This window comes from Kytococcus schroeteri (assembly GCF_002847825.1).
Taxonomy (GTDB): Bacteria; Actinomycetota; Actinomycetes; order Actinomycetales; family Dermatophilaceae; genus Kytococcus; species Kytococcus schroeteri.
Genome location: NZ_PKIZ01000007.1, coordinates 23,092 through 37,202, shown reverse-complemented (window position 1 = coordinate 37,202; position 14,111 = coordinate 23,092). Strand labels below are relative to the sequence as shown.

General features: G+C 72.4%; 13 protein-coding genes and 1 other RNA gene. 6 read left to right on the top strand and 8 right to left on the bottom strand.

All coding sequences use genetic code 11. The annotated features are described in order from the left end of the window. The first annotated feature begins 12 nt into the window (after positions 1 to 12). Together CYJ76_RS04765 and CYJ76_RS04760 are read left to right on the top strand one after the other, a co-directional pair. Positions 13 to 339 carry a metal-sensitive transcriptional regulator gene (locus tag CYJ76_RS04765; RefSeq protein WP_070705721.1) on the top strand — a complete coding sequence of 109 codons (327 nt, stop codon included), beginning with the start codon at positions 13 to 15 and terminating at the stop codon, positions 337 to 339. 59 nt (positions 340 to 398) lie between these two features. Continuing rightward, a complete protein-coding gene (locus CYJ76_RS04760; protein WP_070705716.1) occupies positions 399 to 1,100 on the top strand; it encodes a hypothetical protein in 702 nt (233 codons plus the stop codon). A gap of 66 nt (positions 1,101 to 1,166) precedes the next feature. On the opposite strand, the gene hppD is transcribed toward CYJ76_RS04760, so the two are convergent. Further along, positions 1,167 to 2,390, bottom strand: a complete 1,224-nt coding sequence (hppD, locus tag CYJ76_RS04755) for a 4-hydroxyphenylpyruvate dioxygenase (protein WP_070704351.1) — start codon at positions 2,388 to 2,390, stop codon at positions 1,167 to 1,169. A gap of 141 nt (positions 2,391 to 2,531) precedes the next feature. Here hppD and CYJ76_RS04750 point away from each other — a divergent pair, with 141 nt between their 5' ends. Then, a complete protein-coding gene (locus CYJ76_RS04750) occupies positions 2,532 to 2,996 on the top strand; it encodes an Lrp/AsnC family transcriptional regulator (protein ID WP_101849407.1) in 465 nt (154 codons plus the stop codon). 34 nt (positions 2,997 to 3,030) lie between these two features. On the opposite strand, the gene CYJ76_RS04745 is transcribed toward CYJ76_RS04750, so the two are convergent. The 5 genes from CYJ76_RS04745 to CYJ76_RS04725 form a co-directional block, all read right to left on the bottom strand. Further along, positions 3,031 to 4,731 carry a bifunctional 3'-5' exonuclease/DNA polymerase gene (locus tag CYJ76_RS04745; protein WP_101849406.1) on the bottom strand — a complete coding sequence of 567 codons (1,701 nt, stop codon included), beginning with the start codon at positions 4,729 to 4,731 and terminating at the stop codon, positions 3,031 to 3,033. Between the two features lie 3 nt (positions 4,732 to 4,734). Further along, entirely contained in the window at positions 4,735 to 6,504 is a 1,770-nt protein-coding gene (locus CYJ76_RS04740; protein WP_101849405.1) for a DEAD/DEAH box helicase, read from the bottom strand. Between the two features lie 12 nt (positions 6,505 to 6,516). Beyond that, positions 6,517 to 6,933 carry a DUF3039 domain-containing protein gene (locus CYJ76_RS04735; protein WP_083323516.1) on the bottom strand — a complete coding sequence of 139 codons (417 nt, stop codon included), beginning with the start codon at positions 6,931 to 6,933 and terminating at the stop codon, positions 6,517 to 6,519. 112 nt (positions 6,934 to 7,045) lie between these two features. After that, complete coding sequence (locus CYJ76_RS04730; RefSeq protein WP_101849404.1) at positions 7,046 to 9,265, bottom strand: DEAD/DEAH box helicase; 2,220 nt, start codon at positions 9,263 to 9,265, stop codon at positions 7,046 to 7,048. Continuing rightward, positions 9,265 to 10,752, bottom strand: coding sequence for an NAD-dependent malic enzyme (locus CYJ76_RS04725; RefSeq protein WP_070705184.1), 1,488 nt, complete (start codon positions 10,750 to 10,752; stop codon positions 9,265 to 9,267). Before CYJ76_RS04725 ends, CYJ76_RS04730 begins: the two co-directional genes overlap by 1 nt. A gap of 124 nt (positions 10,753 to 10,876) precedes the next feature. Between CYJ76_RS04725 and CYJ76_RS12415 the strand changes: the two genes are divergently transcribed. From CYJ76_RS12415 to CYJ76_RS04710, 3 genes are all read left to right on the top strand, one after another. Next, positions 10,877 to 11,260, top strand: coding sequence for a thioredoxin family protein (locus CYJ76_RS12415; protein ID WP_180802214.1), 384 nt, complete (start codon positions 10,877 to 10,879; stop codon positions 11,258 to 11,260). A 98-nt stretch (positions 11,261 to 11,358) separates the two neighbouring features. Continuing rightward, positions 11,359 to 12,114, top strand: coding sequence for a tRNA threonylcarbamoyladenosine dehydratase (locus CYJ76_RS04715; protein WP_101849438.1), 756 nt, complete (start codon positions 11,359 to 11,361; stop codon positions 12,112 to 12,114). Next, the gene (locus tag CYJ76_RS04710; RefSeq protein ID WP_202820453.1) at positions 12,104 to 13,000 is read left to right on the top strand and encodes a TatD family hydrolase; all 897 of its coding nucleotides are present in this window, start codon (positions 12,104 to 12,106) and stop codon (positions 12,998 to 13,000) included. Before CYJ76_RS04715 ends, CYJ76_RS04710 begins: the two co-directional genes overlap by 11 nt. A 105-nt stretch (positions 13,001 to 13,105) precedes the next feature. Here CYJ76_RS04710 and ssrA read toward each other — a convergent pair. Together ssrA and smpB are read right to left on the bottom strand one after the other, a co-directional pair. Beyond that, positions 13,106 to 13,471: a transfer-messenger RNA gene (ssrA, locus tag CYJ76_RS04705) on the bottom strand. A gap of 123 nt (positions 13,472 to 13,594) precedes the next feature. Further along, positions 13,595 to 14,095, bottom strand: coding sequence for an SsrA-binding protein SmpB (gene smpB / locus CYJ76_RS04700; RefSeq protein ID WP_101849403.1), 501 nt, complete (start codon positions 14,093 to 14,095; stop codon positions 13,595 to 13,597). Positions 14,096 to 14,111 lie beyond the last annotated feature (16 nt).

Sequence of the window (14,111 nt, the reverse complement as noted above, 5' to 3'; positions counted from 1 at the left end):
CCGGAGGAGCCCGTGGTCGCGGCCGCCGGCCCGGCCCACCCGGTGGAGCACGGTCACGTCCACGGATACGTGACGGACAAGGACGCCTACCTGCGCCGCCTGCGCCGCGTCGAGGGACAGGTCCGCGGCCTGGCCCGGATGGTGGAGGAGGACGCGTACTGCATCGACGTCCTCACGCAGGTGAGCGCGGTGAGCAGCGCCCTGGAGAAGGTCGCGCTCGGGCTGCTCGAGGACCACCTGCGCACCTGCGTGGTCGACGCCGCACGCGCCGGTGACGAGGAGGCCGAGGCTCTCGTGAGGGAGGCCTCGGCGGCCATCGCCCGGCTGGTCCGGTCGTGAACGAGCGCGCTCGACGCCTACGCTGGAGCCCTCGCACCCGTCCCCGACCCAGGAGCAGCATGCGTTCACTCCCCCGACCGATCCGCCGCGGCGCGGCGACCGCCGTCCTCGTGGGCACCGCCCTCGTCAGCCTGCAGAACGCGGCCCAGGCCGACCCCCGGGAGGTCAGCGGCGCCGGGGGGACCAACCCCCGGGTCACCCTGGAGGTGCACCCCGCGGCCGGCGGGCAGGGGCACGCGTGGGACGTCCGCTTCGACGGCGCGCACCTGCAGCCGGCGGACGGCAACCCCCGCATCGAGTGGGTGGTGGACACCTACGCACCGGCCACGGGCGCGATGCCGGTGACGGTGGCCGAGGGCGCGGTGGCCGACCCGGTCTGCCGTCCCGGTGCCGAGCGCGCCAGCGGGGACGAGGTCTCGTCGGACAGCCGCCACCTGGGCGGGCGCCGAATCCCCGCCGGCACCGACCGCGTGATGGTCTACGGGGCGTACTGCGCCCCCGACGGCCAGGTGCACCGCTTCGAGCTCGAGAGCGACGTGTCCACCGGCCGCGACGGGTCCGTGGACGTGCACTCCTACCCGGTGGTCGACGGCCCCGCCGACGGCCCGAACCCGCGTCCGGACGGCCCGCCGGTGGAGACCGGCTGGTCGGCGCCCGAGCAGGGCGGTCTGAGCTCCCGCGAGGCCGCTGCGGCCACGGGGCTGGCGCTGCTCACGGCCGGGGGCGTGCTCACCGCGAGGGGCCGCCGGGCAGGCGCCTGACCACATCGACGACGCGGCCCGGGGAGGACGTCCTCCCCGGGCCGCGTCGCGCACCGCCTCGGCGGATCAGAAGTTGCCGCGCAGCTCCTGCTCGCGCTCGATGGCCTCGAACAGCGCCTTGAAGTTGCCGATGCCGAAGCCGAGCGACCCGTGGCGCTCGATGAGCTCGAAGAACACGGTCGGACGGTCACCGGTGGGCTTGGTGAAGATCTGCAGCAGGTAGCCGTCCTCGTCGCGGTCCACCAGGATGCCGCGCTTCTGCAGCTCCTCGATGGGCACGCGCACCTCGCCGATGCGGGCACGCAGCTCCGGGTCCTCGTAGTAGGAGTCCGGGGTGGCCAGGAACTCCACGCCCTCGGCCACCATGCAGTCCACGGTGCGGATGATGTCGTTGGTGGCCAGGGCAAGGTGCTGGGCGCCGGGGCCACAGTAGAACTCGAGGTACTCGTCGATCTGCGACTTCTTCTTGGCGATGGCCGGCTCGTTGAGCGGGAACTTCACGCGGTGGTTGCCGTTGGCCACCACCTTGGACATGAGCGCGGAGTAGTCGGTGGCGATGTCGTCGCCCACGAACTCGGCCATGTCGGTGAAGCCCATGACGCGGTGGTAGAACTCCACCCACTCGTCCATCTTGCCCAGCTCCACGTTGCCCACGATGTGGTCCAGGGCCTGGAAGAGACGCTTGGGGGCCCCCTCGCGCTTGGTGAAGCTGCTGGAGCGCGGGTGGTAGCCGGGCAGGTAGACGCCGGCGTAGCGCTCACCGTCGACCACGCGCTGCACGAGGGTGTGCCGGGTCTCGCCGTAGGTGGCGATGGCACCCACGCGCACGGTGCCGTGCTCGTCGGTGAGGTCGGTGGGCTCCTGCAGCACGGTGGCGCCGGCGGAGCGCGCGTGCTCGATGCACTTGTCGACGTCCGGCACCTCCAGGGAGATGTCAACGACGCCGTCCCCGTGCTTGGCGTGGTGCTCGATGAGCGGGGACTTCGGGTCCACGGCGCCCTTGAGCACGAAGTTGATGTTGCCGGACTTCAGCACGAAGGCCTTGTGGTCGCGGTTGCCGTTCTCCGGGCCGGAGTAGGCGATGAGCTCCATGCCGAAGGCCGACTGGTAGAAGTGCGCGGCCTGCGTGGCGTTGCCGCAGACGAAGGTGATGGCGTCCCAGCCGGTCACCGGGAAGGGGTCGGCCGAGGAGTCGTACTCCACGAGGCCGACGAGCTTCTTCAGCTGCTCGACCGAGAGGTTCTCGGCCTGCTCCTGGTCGGTCAGGGCGGTGAGGGTGGTGTCAGTCATGCGCGCCAATGTGCCTCACGCCACACCCGATGGCAACGAACGTCGCCCGGACTGCACACAGAGCACACTCTGCGCGCTCGATGCCGTGTCAGACTGTGCACTCTGCACACCACCGTCGATACTCAAGGGCAGGGTGACCACATGGCGACCCACAGGCTGGACGATCTGGACAGGGCGATCATCCGCACCTTCACCGACGACCCGCACGTGGGCGTCCTCGCGGCCTCCCGCCAGCTCGGCGTGGCCCGCGGCACCGTCACCGCCCGCCTGGCCCGGCTGTCCGATTCGGGTGTCATCGCCTCGTGGGCGCCGCACCTGGACCCCGCGGCGCTCGGCCATCCCGTGACGGCCATGGTCACCCTGCAGATCCGCCAGGTGGCGGGGCACGACGCCGTGGTGGAGCACCTGGCCGGCATCCCGCAGGTGCTGGAGGTGCACACCATCACCGGTTACGGGGACCTCTTCGTGCGGGTGGTGGCTCGCAGCAACGCCGACCTGCAGGACGTGCTCGACGAGGTGACCGCCCACGAGCACGTGGTGCGCGCCTCCACGAACATCGCGCTGGCCACCCGCATCGCGCACCGCACCCTGCCGCTCGTGGGCTGAGGCACCCCGGGGCCGGCCGGATGCGGGAGGTCCGTCACTTCGCGCGGTCGTAGGACTCCACCACGGCCACCGACAGCGGGAAGTCCACGGCGCTGGACGGGAAGAGCAGCTCGCCGGCCGAGCGCGCGGCCTGCCGCACGTGCTCGGCCACCTCGTCGGCCAGGTCGGCCGGGGCGTGCACGATCACCTCGTCGTGCAGGAAGTACACCAGCTGGGGCCGCTCGTCGGCCGGCAGGTGCCGGTACCCGTCGTCGAGGCGGCGCCGCAGGTGCCCCATCCAGCACAGCGCCCACTCCGCGGCGGTGCCCTGCACCACGAAGTTGCGGGTGAAGCGCCCCCACTCCCGCGCCATCGACCGGGCGCGGCGCTCCACCTCGGCGGAGGCGCCCGGCTGCTGGGCGGCTTCCTGGGCGCGGTGCCACCGGCGTGGTGGCGGCGGGGAGGTGCGGCCCAGCCAGGTGGACACCGCCTCGCCCCGCTCCCCTGCCGCCGCGGCGGCGTCCACCAGCCCGATGGCGCGCGGGTACGCCCGCCGCAGGCGCGGCATGAGGGCGCCGGCCTCGCCGGTGGTGGATCCGTACATCGCGCCGAGCATGGCCACCTTGGCGTGGTCGCGGGTGTCCACCACCCCGTCGTCCACGAGCGCGGCGTAGAGGTCACCGGCAGCTCCGGCCTCGGCCATCGCCGCGTCGCCGGCCATCGCGGCCAGGACGCGCGGCTCCAGCTGGGCGGCGTCGGCCACCACGAGACGCCACCCGGCATCGGCGCGCACGGCCGAGCGGATCTGCCGGGGCAGCTGCAGGGCCCCTCCCCCGCGGCTGGCCCACCGACCGGTCACCACACCACCGGCCACCCAGTCGGGGCGGAAGCGCTCCTCGCGCACCCAGTGACGCATCCACGCCCACCCGTTGGCGGTGTGCAGGCGGCTGAGCGCCTTGTACTCCAGCAACGGCTCGATGACAGGGTGGTCGATCCCGCGCAGCTCCCACTTGCGGGTGCTCGCCACGTCGAGCCCGGCCCGGCGCAGCGCGGTCACCAGGGTGGGGGCGGAGTCCGGGTTGAGGCCGGGCGCCCCGAGCAGATCACGGATCCGCTCCACGAGCGCGGCCATGCGGGCCGGGCGACCACCGTGCCGGTCGCGCTCCCCCAGCAGGGCGGTGAGCTGGGCGTCGTGGACGGCGGTGCTGAACGGCACCCCGGCGTGGTTGAGTTCCTGGGCGATGAGGCCGCCGGTGGACTCCGCGTGGCACAGCAGCGCCAGCCCGCCCCCGTTGCGCGCATCGGCCAGGGCCTCGCGCTGCGCCAGGTGCTCGGCCAGGCACTCCTCGATGCCGGGTCCGTCCCCGGCCACGTCGAAGAGCGTCTCGTCGGTGTCCACCGGCTGTGCAGGGACCAGGGCCGCCTCGGCGCGCTGCGCGTCCCACTCCGTGGAGGGGGCCGCGGCGTACGGCGTGTGCGCCACCGCCCGCGCCCGGCGCAGCAGGGCCCGCTGCAGGCCCAGGTCCACACCCCGGCGCACCCGGACGCCGGCCTCGAGCAGAGGGAGGTAGGTGGCCGCGGAGTCGGCCCACACCCAGCGCGGGGTGTCGTCCCCGGCGGTCTCGGCCACGGACTCGCGCGCCTGCACCCAGGCCGGCAGGTCCGCCCAGGGCACCGACCACCGCTCCCCCGCCTCGCCGTCGGTGACGGCCACCACCTCGACGCGGTCGCCGGTGCGCGCCACGACGAGGTCCACGACTCAGCGCTTGCCCACGAACCACCGGCGGATGGTCTCAATGCGCTGGGTCACCTGCTCCTGGGTGGCGGTCTCCAGGGCGGGCCCGCCGCACTGACGACGCAGGTCCATGTGCACGTTGGCGTGCGGCACGCCCTTCTTCTGCGCGTAGGCGCTCACCAGCTTGTTGAGCTCCTTGCGGGAGGCCTGCAGGGCCCGGTGCGCGGCGATCGGCTGATCGCCCTGCTCCTTCTGGGCCTTCCTGCCGCGCGCCGCCTGCTTGGCCTGCCGCTCGCGCAGCAGCTGCGTCATCTGCTCGGGCTCCAGCAGCCCGGGCAGGCCCAGGTACTCGGCCTCGTCCTCGCTGGCCACCTCCGAGCCCATGCCCCACTGCTGGGCGTCGAAGAGCACGTGGTCGAACTCCGCGGAGGACTCCAGCGCCTCGTAGCCCGGACCGAGCTCGTCGCTGAGGCGCTCGGACTGGTTGGCCCGGGCCAGCTCATCCTCCTCCGGCGCCCAGATGGCGTCCTCGCCGGAGGGGCCGGGGCGGTCCAGCGCGTGGTCGCGCTCGGCCTCGAGCTCAGCGGCCAGCGCCAGGACGGGCGTCACCGAGGGGAGGAAGATGCTGGCCGTCTCACCGCGCTTGCGGGTGCGCACGAAGCGCCCCACCGCCTGGGCGAAGAAGAGCGGCGTCTGCGTGCTCGTGGCGTAGACGCCCACGCACAGGCGCGGCACGTCCACTCCCTCGGAGACCATGCGTACCGCCACCAGCCAGCGGGAGTCGCCCTTGCTGTACTCCTCGATGCGGGAGCTCGCTCCGGCGTCGTCGGAGAGCACCACTGTGGGCTTCTCCCCGGTGAGGGCCTCCAGGTGGCGGGCGTAGGCGCGGGCGTTCTTCTGGTTGCTGGCGATGACCAGGCCACCGGCGTCCGGCACGTGGCGGCGCACCTCCGTCAGACGCTTGTCGGCGGCGCTCAGGACGGCCGGCACCCACTCCCCCTCGGGGTCCAGCGCGGTGCGCCATGCCTGGGCGGTGAGGTCCTTGGTGAGCGGCTCACCCAGGCGCGCGGCCACCTCGTCGCCGGCCTTGGTGCGCCACTTCATCGCACCGCCGTAGGCCATGAACAGCACGGGGCGCACCACGCCGTCGGTCAGCGCGTTGCGGTAGCCGTACGCGTAGTCGCTCGACGAGCGGCGGATGCCGTCGGCCCCCTCCTCGTAGCGCACGAACGGGATGGGGTTGGTGTCCGAACGGAAGGGGGTGCCGGTGAGTGAGAGGCGTCGCTCGGCGGGCGTGAACGCCTGCCGGATGGCGTCGCCCCAGCTGCGGGCGTCGCCGCCGTGGTGGATCTCGTCGAGGATCACCAGGGTGCGAGCCTCCTTGGTGCGCTGCTCGTGGAGGTCCGGGTCGGCGGCGATGCCCGCGTAGGTCATGGCGATGCCGTGGTAGTCGGCGCTGTGGGCCCGCTGGCTGTTGGTGAAGCGCGGGTCCAGGTGGATGCCCACGCGCGCGGCAGCATCGGCCCACTGGGTCTTGAGGTGCTCGGTGGGCGCCACCACGGTGATCTGGGTGACGGCCCCCTCGGCCAGCAGGTCGGCGGCCACCTTCAGGGCGAAGGTGGTCTTGCCGGCACCCGGCGTGGCGACCGCGAGGAAGTCACGGCCGCCCGCGGCGACGGTCTGCCGGTAGGCCTCGAGGGCCTCGGCCTGCCACGCGCGCAGCTTGGGGGCGGTGCCCCAGGCGGCGCGGTCGGGATAGGAGGGAGAGAGGTGGTCGGCTGCGGAGGTGCTCATCGACCGCCGGGCTCAGCTGCCGAAGCCCGCGCCGGAGCCACCCTGGCCGGAGCCCGAGCCGCCGTCCCCGCCGTCCTGCGGGTCACGCAGGCCCTCGTAGATCTCCTTGCAGACCGGGCAGACCGGGAAACGGTCCGGATTGCGGCCGGGCACCCAGATCTTGCCGCACAGGGCGGTGACGGGCTCGCCGCTCATGGCGCTCTCGAGGATCTTCTCCTTGCGCACGTAGTGGCTGAAGCGCTCGTGGTCGCCCGGCTCCATGGGAGCCGTCTGCTGCTCGGTGCGCTCCAGCAGACCCGTGGAGGTACCCGGGGAGGACAGGCCGCCCGGGTCGTCGGGCGTGCCCGGGTCCATCGGCTGGCTCATGGCCACCACCTCGGTGAGGGTGGTGGAGGCGTCCTGCGAGGGGGTCCGGGAGGTCCAAGGCATGTCGCCCATCGTACTGCCGGCCACCGACCGTCGGGCCGTCAGCACACGCACAGCGCCCCGACGGCCGGAGCCGTCGGGGCGCTGTCAGCAGGTGCTCGGTGCGGGGTGCGTGTCAGTCCTCGCGGCGGCCGCGGTGACCGCCGCCCCGGGAGCCGCCGCGGGAGCTGCCCTCACGACGGTCGCTGCCACCGCGGTAGCCACCCTGTCCGCGGTCGTCCCGGCGGCCCCGGTACCCGCCGCCGTCGCGGTCGCGGTACCCACCTCGGCGGTCGTCGCCACCGCGGTAGCCACCCTGGCGGCCACGGCCGCCGAAGCCGCCACGCCCGCCGCCCGGGCCACCACGGCCCCCGCGGTGCGCGGGGCGCGGCGGGGCCAGCATGCGGCGCAGGCGTGCCTCGTCGATCGGCTCGCGCACCGAGCTGTCGGCGCCGGTGATGGCCGTCAGCTCGGCGGTTCCGGGCTGCATCGCCTCCGGGGAGGCGTCCACGCCCGCGGAGTCCATGAGCCGCTGCACGGAGCGCTTCTGGTGCGGCAGGGCCAGGGTCACCACCACGCCCTTGCCACCGGCGCGCGCGGTGCGCCCGGCACGGTGCAGGTAGTCCTTGTGGTCGGCCGGCGGGTCCACCTGCAGCACCAGCGAGACGTCGTCCACGTGGATGCCGCGGGCGGCCACGTCGGTGGCCACCAGCACGGGCAGCCCGCCGTCCTTGAAGGCCGCCAGCACACGGTTGCGCTGCGCCTGGTTGAGCCCACCGTGCAGGGCCGCGGCGAACACCCCGGCCTCGCGCAGCTGCAGGGCCACGCGGTCGGCCCCCAGCTTGGTGCGCACGAAGACCACGGTGCGGCCGTCGCGGGCGCTGATCTCGTTGGTGATCGGCTTCTTGTGCTGCGGCTGCACCAGGAACACACGGTGCTCCATGGTGGTCACGGCCGCCTGGGCGTCGTCGGTGGAGTGCGTCACCGGGTCCACCAGGTAGTTCTCCACCAGCTGGTCGATGCCGTGGTCCAGCGTGGCGCTGAACAGCATCCGCTGACCACCCGAGGGCATGAGGTCCATGATCTGGGTGACCTCGGGCAGGAAGCCCATCTCGGCCATGTGGTCGGCCTCGTCGAGCACGGCGATCTCCACGGCCGAGAGGTCCGCGGCGCCCTTCTCGATGAGGTCGATGAGGCGGCCGGGCGTGGCGATGAGTACGTCCAGCCCCCGCTCCAGGGCGGAGATCTGCGGCGGGTACGGCAGGCCGCCCGCCACCAGCTTGTGCTTGAGACCGGTCACGTGGCAGAAGGGCTGCAGCGCGTCCGAGACCTGCATGGCCAGCTCACGCGTGGGCGTGAGGATGACCGCGCGGGGCTTGTTGCGCTGCGCGCTGCCGCCCTGCAGGCGGGCGATGGTGGGCAGACCGAACGCGAGGGTCTTGCCCGATCCCGTGCGGCCACGGCCCAGCAGGTCACGACCGGCCAGCGAGTCCGGCAGCGTGGCGGCCTGGATGGGGAACGCGGTCTGGATGCCGTCGCGGGCCAGACGCTCCACGAGCACCGCGGGCACGCCCAGCTCGGCGAAGGTGGGGCCGGGCTTCTCCGCCGGGGCCTCCTCGGCCTGCACGCTCTCAGCCTGCGGGGCCTCGACCGCCGGCGCGACCTCGGGGGTCACCTCGGCGACGACACGCTCCTGCTGCACCGGCTCCGGCTGCTCGACACCCTCCGGGTGCCGGTCGCGCCGGCCGAAGCGGTCGTCACGGCGCGGCGGGCGGTCCTCCCACCGGCGCTGACGCTCCACGTGCGGCGTGCGCTCGTCGCGGCGGTCCCGCAGCGGGCGGGCACCACGCTGCTGGTCGCGGCGCGGGTGCTCGTGACGCGGCCCGCTGCGGCGGTCGTCGCGGTCGTACCCACCGCGGCGGTCGTCGCGGTCGCGGAAGCCACCGCGGCAGTCGTCACGCTGGAAGCGGTCGTCCTCGCGCCGCTGGTAGCGACCACCCCGGTCGTCGCGCCGGTCGTCCCGCCCGAAGCGGCGGTCGCCCCCACGGTCGTCGCGACCACGAAAACCATCACGACGCTCGTCCCGCTCGAAACGGTTCCCTCCGCGGTCCTCGCGGTGCGCGCCGCGGCGGCTGTCACGACGCTCGTCACGCCGGTCGAACCCGCCCCGCCGGTCCTCACGCCACTCGGCGGCCTCGGCGTCGCGCTGGGCGCGCTTGCGGTCCAGCTTCTTCTTGGTCGCCTTCTTGGCGGCCTTCGCGTCCTCCTTGAGGATGCGCTTGGCCTTCGCCTGGGCCTTCTGGGAGCTGGTCCAGCGCTGCTTGGCTCCGGTGCGGCGGGAACCGTTGCTCGGCATCAGTGGTCGACTCGCTGCGAGCCAGTGCGGGTGGGGATGTTCATGAGGGCAATCGCTTCCGTCTTGGGGCCGGGGGCCTGGGCGCGCTCGTCGGCCTCGACGGCACGGCTCACGGCCTCGGCCACCACCTTCGAGACGTCCTTGTGGAAGACGCTCGGGATGATGTAGGTCGGGTTGAGCTCGTCGGGGGTCACCACGTCGGCCAGCGCCTGGGCGGCCGCCAGCATCAGGTCGTCGGTGACGACCTCGCTGCGGGCGTCCAGAAGGCCGCGGAAGACGCCCGGGAACACGAGCACGTTGTTGATCTGGTTGGCGAAGTCGCTGCGGCCGGTGGCCACCACGGTGGCGTGCTTGGCGGCCTCGTGCGGGTCGACCTCGGGGGTCGGGTTGGCCATCGCGAACACGACTGCGTCGTCGTTCATGGTGGCGATGTCGTCGCCGGTGAGGATGTTGCCCGCGGAGACGCCGATGAACACGTCCGCCCCCTTGAGGGCGTCCTTGAGGGTGCCGCGGTGGCGCTCCGGGTTGGTGTGGTCGGCGATCCACTTGAGCTGCTCGTCGTCACCGTTCCTGATGTCGTCGCGCTCGGGGTTCACGATGCCGTTGATGTCGGCCACCGTCACGTGCTTGGCGCCGGCCTTCATGAGCAGGCGCATGATCGCCGTGCCGGCCGCGCCGGCACCGGACTGCACGATCTGCACGTCCTCGATCTTCTTGTCCACCACGCGCAGGGCGTTGGTGAGCGCGGCCACCAGCACGATGGCGGTTCCGTGCTGGTCGTCGTGGAAGACCGGGATGTCGAGCTCCTCGCGCAGGCGGCGCTCGATCTCGAAGCAGCGGGGTGCCGAGATGTCCTCCAGGTTGATGCCGGCGAAGGTCGGGGCGATGGCCTTCACGTGCGCCACGATCTCGTCCACCCCCTGCGCGTCCAGGCAGATGGGGAAGGCGTCCACGTCGGCGAAGCGCTTGAACAGGGCGGCCTTGCCCTCCATCACCGGCATCGCGGCCAGCGGGCCGATGTTGCCCAGGCCCAGCACGGCGGTGCCGTCGGTGACCACGGCCACGGTGTTGCGCTTGATGGTGAGGCGCCGGGCGTCCTCCGGGCGCTTGGCGATGGCCTGGCAGACGCGGGCCACACCGGGGGTGTAGACCAGCGAGAGGTCGTCGCGGTTGCGGATGGGGTGCTTGGGCTCGACGGTGATCTTGCCGCCGAGGTGCGCCAGGAAGGTGCGGTCCGAGATGCGCTCGATCTCCACGCCCCGCACGCCCTGCAGGGCATGGATGATCTCGTCGTTGTGGTCGGTGCTGGTGCCGGCCACCGTGAGGTCGATGGTGAGCGCCTCCGGGGTGGAGTCGCTGATGTCCAGGGCCGTGGTCATGCCACCGGCCTCGGCGACGGCGCTGGTCAGCTCGCCGATGGTGGTCGCTCGCGCAGGGGCGGACAGGCGGATGGTCAGGGCATTGGACGCCGAAGGCACAGCACTCATGTTCCCCATTGTGGCCCATGGACACCCGCCGCGGGCCCCGGCGGGTAGTCGCCGCGCACGGACGTTGCGAGGATCACCCCGAACCGGCGGCGTACGGCCAAATCCGTCCGCTACTGTGGCCGGCATGACAGTGACCACCCTCACGGACGAGACCTTCGAGAGCGCCCTCACCTCCGCGGACGTCGCGATCGTGATCCTCTCCGACGACTTCTGCGCGTCGTGCGGTTCCTACGGCGAGGTCGTGGAGACCGTGGCCGGCCGCCTGCAGGAGCAGGCCTCGTTCTTCCGGGTGACCCGCGAGTCGGCCCCCGAGGTCTTCGCCTCCAGCGGGGTCACCCAGGTGCCCACCACGGTGGTCTTCCGTGAGGGCATGCTGCTGCACCTGGACTCGGGCACGCACACCGAGGAGAACCTCGAGAAGCTCGTGCACCTCTTCGCCGAGGCCGACCTCGAGGAGATGCGCCACGCCGTCGAGGAGCAGGGCACCACCGTCATCGGGCAGGACTGACCCCTCCCCCGCACCAGGCACCACGAAGGCCGCCCCGGACGCCCCGGTGGCGGCCTTCTACAGTGTGCGCCGCTCGACCGACGAGAGGAACCGTGACGATGGTGGTGAACGAGCGTCTGTCCCGACTGCGCCTGGTGCTCGGTGACGACGGGCTGGAGCGCCTGCAGGAGGCCACCGTGCTGGTGCTGGGGCTCGGCGGCGTGGGGTCGAGCTGCGCAGCGGCACTGGCTCGCGGTGGGGTGGGCTCGCTGGTGGTGCTCGACGAGGACGTGGTGGAGCCGAGCAACATCAACCGGCAGACGGTGGCCCTCGTCTCGACGATCGGGCGGGTCAAGGCCGAGGTGATGGCCGAGATGGTCGCCGACATCAACCCGGACTGCCGTGTGGTGCCCCGGCAGCTGTACATCAGCCCCGAGCGCGTGGCCGAGGACCTGGACCCCCTGCCGCGGCCCGACTACGTCATCGACTGCATTGACACCATCTCCCAGAAGCTGGCCATCGCCCAGTGGTGCGCCGAGCGGGGGCTGCCGCTGCTGTCGTCGATGGGGGCGGCCAACAAACTGGACCCGACCCGATTGGCCTTCGCCGAGGTGCAGGACACGCGCAACTGCCCGATGTCGCAGGTCATCCGCCGGGAGTGCCGGCGCCGCGGGATCACCGGACTGGAGGTGCTCTTCTCCGACGAGCGCCCGGTCCAGGTGGCCGGCACGGGCCGCACGAAGGCGCAGACCCTGGGGTCGATGAGCTACCAGCCGCCGATCATGGGGCAGATGCTGGCGGGGCTGGCGATCCGGCGGTTGGCCGGGCTGGAGGCGATGGTCGAGCCGCCGCGGTGGGTCGCTCGTGGGGCCTGATCCCTCGGCCGGGACCGGCGCCGCCGCCCCCGTCGAGGGGGCCGGGGTGCTGCTGGACACCCACCACCACCTGGACTTCCTCCCACCCTCGGCCCGAGGAGTCTTTCTGGCCGGGACGAGGGAGCGGGGCGTGCGGGTCGTGGCGCAGACGCTGATCCCCTCGGGCCATCGGGAACTCGCCGCCGAGGCGGGCGAGTGGCCGGAGCCGCACGCGCTGCTCTCCGTGGGCTTCCACCCGTGGTTCATCGGCGAGGACGACCACGCGGACGCCGAGCTGGCCGTCCTCGAGCGGGCCGTGCGCAGCACGCGGTTCGTCGGCGAGATCGGTCTCGACCTCAGCCCACGGCGCGCAGAGGCCGTGCCCCGGGACCGGCAGGTGCGCGTCCTGGCCGCCGTCCTGGACGCCGTGCACCGGGCCGCCGCGGACACCCCGGAGCCGTACGTGCTGTCCGTGCACGCCGTGCGGTCGGCCGACGTGGTGCTCGACCTGTTGGAGGGACACGGCGACGGCGGCGAGCGGGTGGTCCCGGTGCTCCACCGCTTCGGCGGCACGAGCGACGACCTGACCCGCCTCGTGCGGATGGGCGGCTGCGTCTCCGTGCACCCGGCCATGCTGGGCACCAAGAAGGGCCGGGCGTACGTGCGGCAGGTGCCCGCCGACCGGCTGCTCCTGGAGACCGACCTGCCCACGGCGCCCCGCCGCCTCGGCCGGGCCCCCGATGGGCCCACCGAGCTGGGAGCGTCGGCGGCCGCCGAGGTCGCCGCGACGCTCCGCTCGACCGTGGACACCCTGTGCGCCCTGCGCCGGGAGGACGTCACGGCCGACATCGCCCGCACCCAGCGCCGCCTCTATGGGATCGAGGGCGACACCGCCGGACAGGCCTGAGCCGCTTCCCGGACACACCTTCCCCCACGCATGACGAAGGCCGCCCCGGACGAACCGGTGGCGGCCTTCGCTGGCTCCTGCCCCACATCGATGACGTGACACTGGTGGTGGAGATGGCGGGAATCGAACCCGCGTCCGTCGTCACACAACCAGGGCTTCTCCGGGCGCAGTGCGCTGTGGCTTTTCTCGGCCCCGGAGCTCGCACGCACACGTCCTCCGACAGGCCCAGCCGAGTTGGAGTCCCGCGCAACACCTCGGCGATGCTGCGCAGCAAGTCCCCTAGCTGATGCCAGGCACTGAGTCGGGAACTAGCTCAGGCTGACAGACTTCGGGCTCGCTCAGGCGGCGAGGGCGAAGTCGGTGCGCTTGGAATTGGCACCTATTGGTGTGCAAGGAACGTTTACGAGATGACCTTGCCTTCTCGGCCCGCTTCCCCTGGAACCATGATCGACGTCGAAACCGATCATCCCCATGGGGTCACGTCGTCGCTGTGGAGTTGTCAAGGAACTCCCCGCCGAGGCGGGTGTCGTGCATCGTACCGGTCCAACGTGGGGGCCGGCCAGCGCATTCCCGGCCGCCCGGGGCGCGCGGGGCTCAGCGTCCGCGCTGCATCTGGTAGCGCAAGCTCATCTGGGCCTGCTTCTCGCGCTCGTCCTGCTTCTCGCGCAGGGCGTGGCGCTTGTCGTACTGCTTCTTGCCCTTGGCCAGGGCGATCTCCACCTTGACCCGGCCGTCCTTGAAGTACAGCTGCAGCGGCACGATGGTGTGCCCCGCCTCGCTGGAGCGGCTGATGAGCTTGTCCATCTCGTGGCGGTGCAGCAGCAGCTTGCGACGCCGACGCGCGGCGTGGTTGGTCCACGAACCGTTGAGGTACTCCGGCACGTGCACGTTCTCCAGCCACAGCTCGCCGCGGAGCTCGTTGACGAAGCCCTCCACCAGGGAGGCGCGCCCCATGCGCAGGGACTTCACCTCGGTGCCCAGCAGGGCCAGACCCGCCTCGTAGGTGTCCTGGATCAGGTAGTCGTGCCGCGCCTTGCGGTTGGTCGCGATGACCTTGTTGCGCGGGTCGTCCTTGACCTTCTTCTTGCCGGCCACCGTTCCTCCTCCCGTC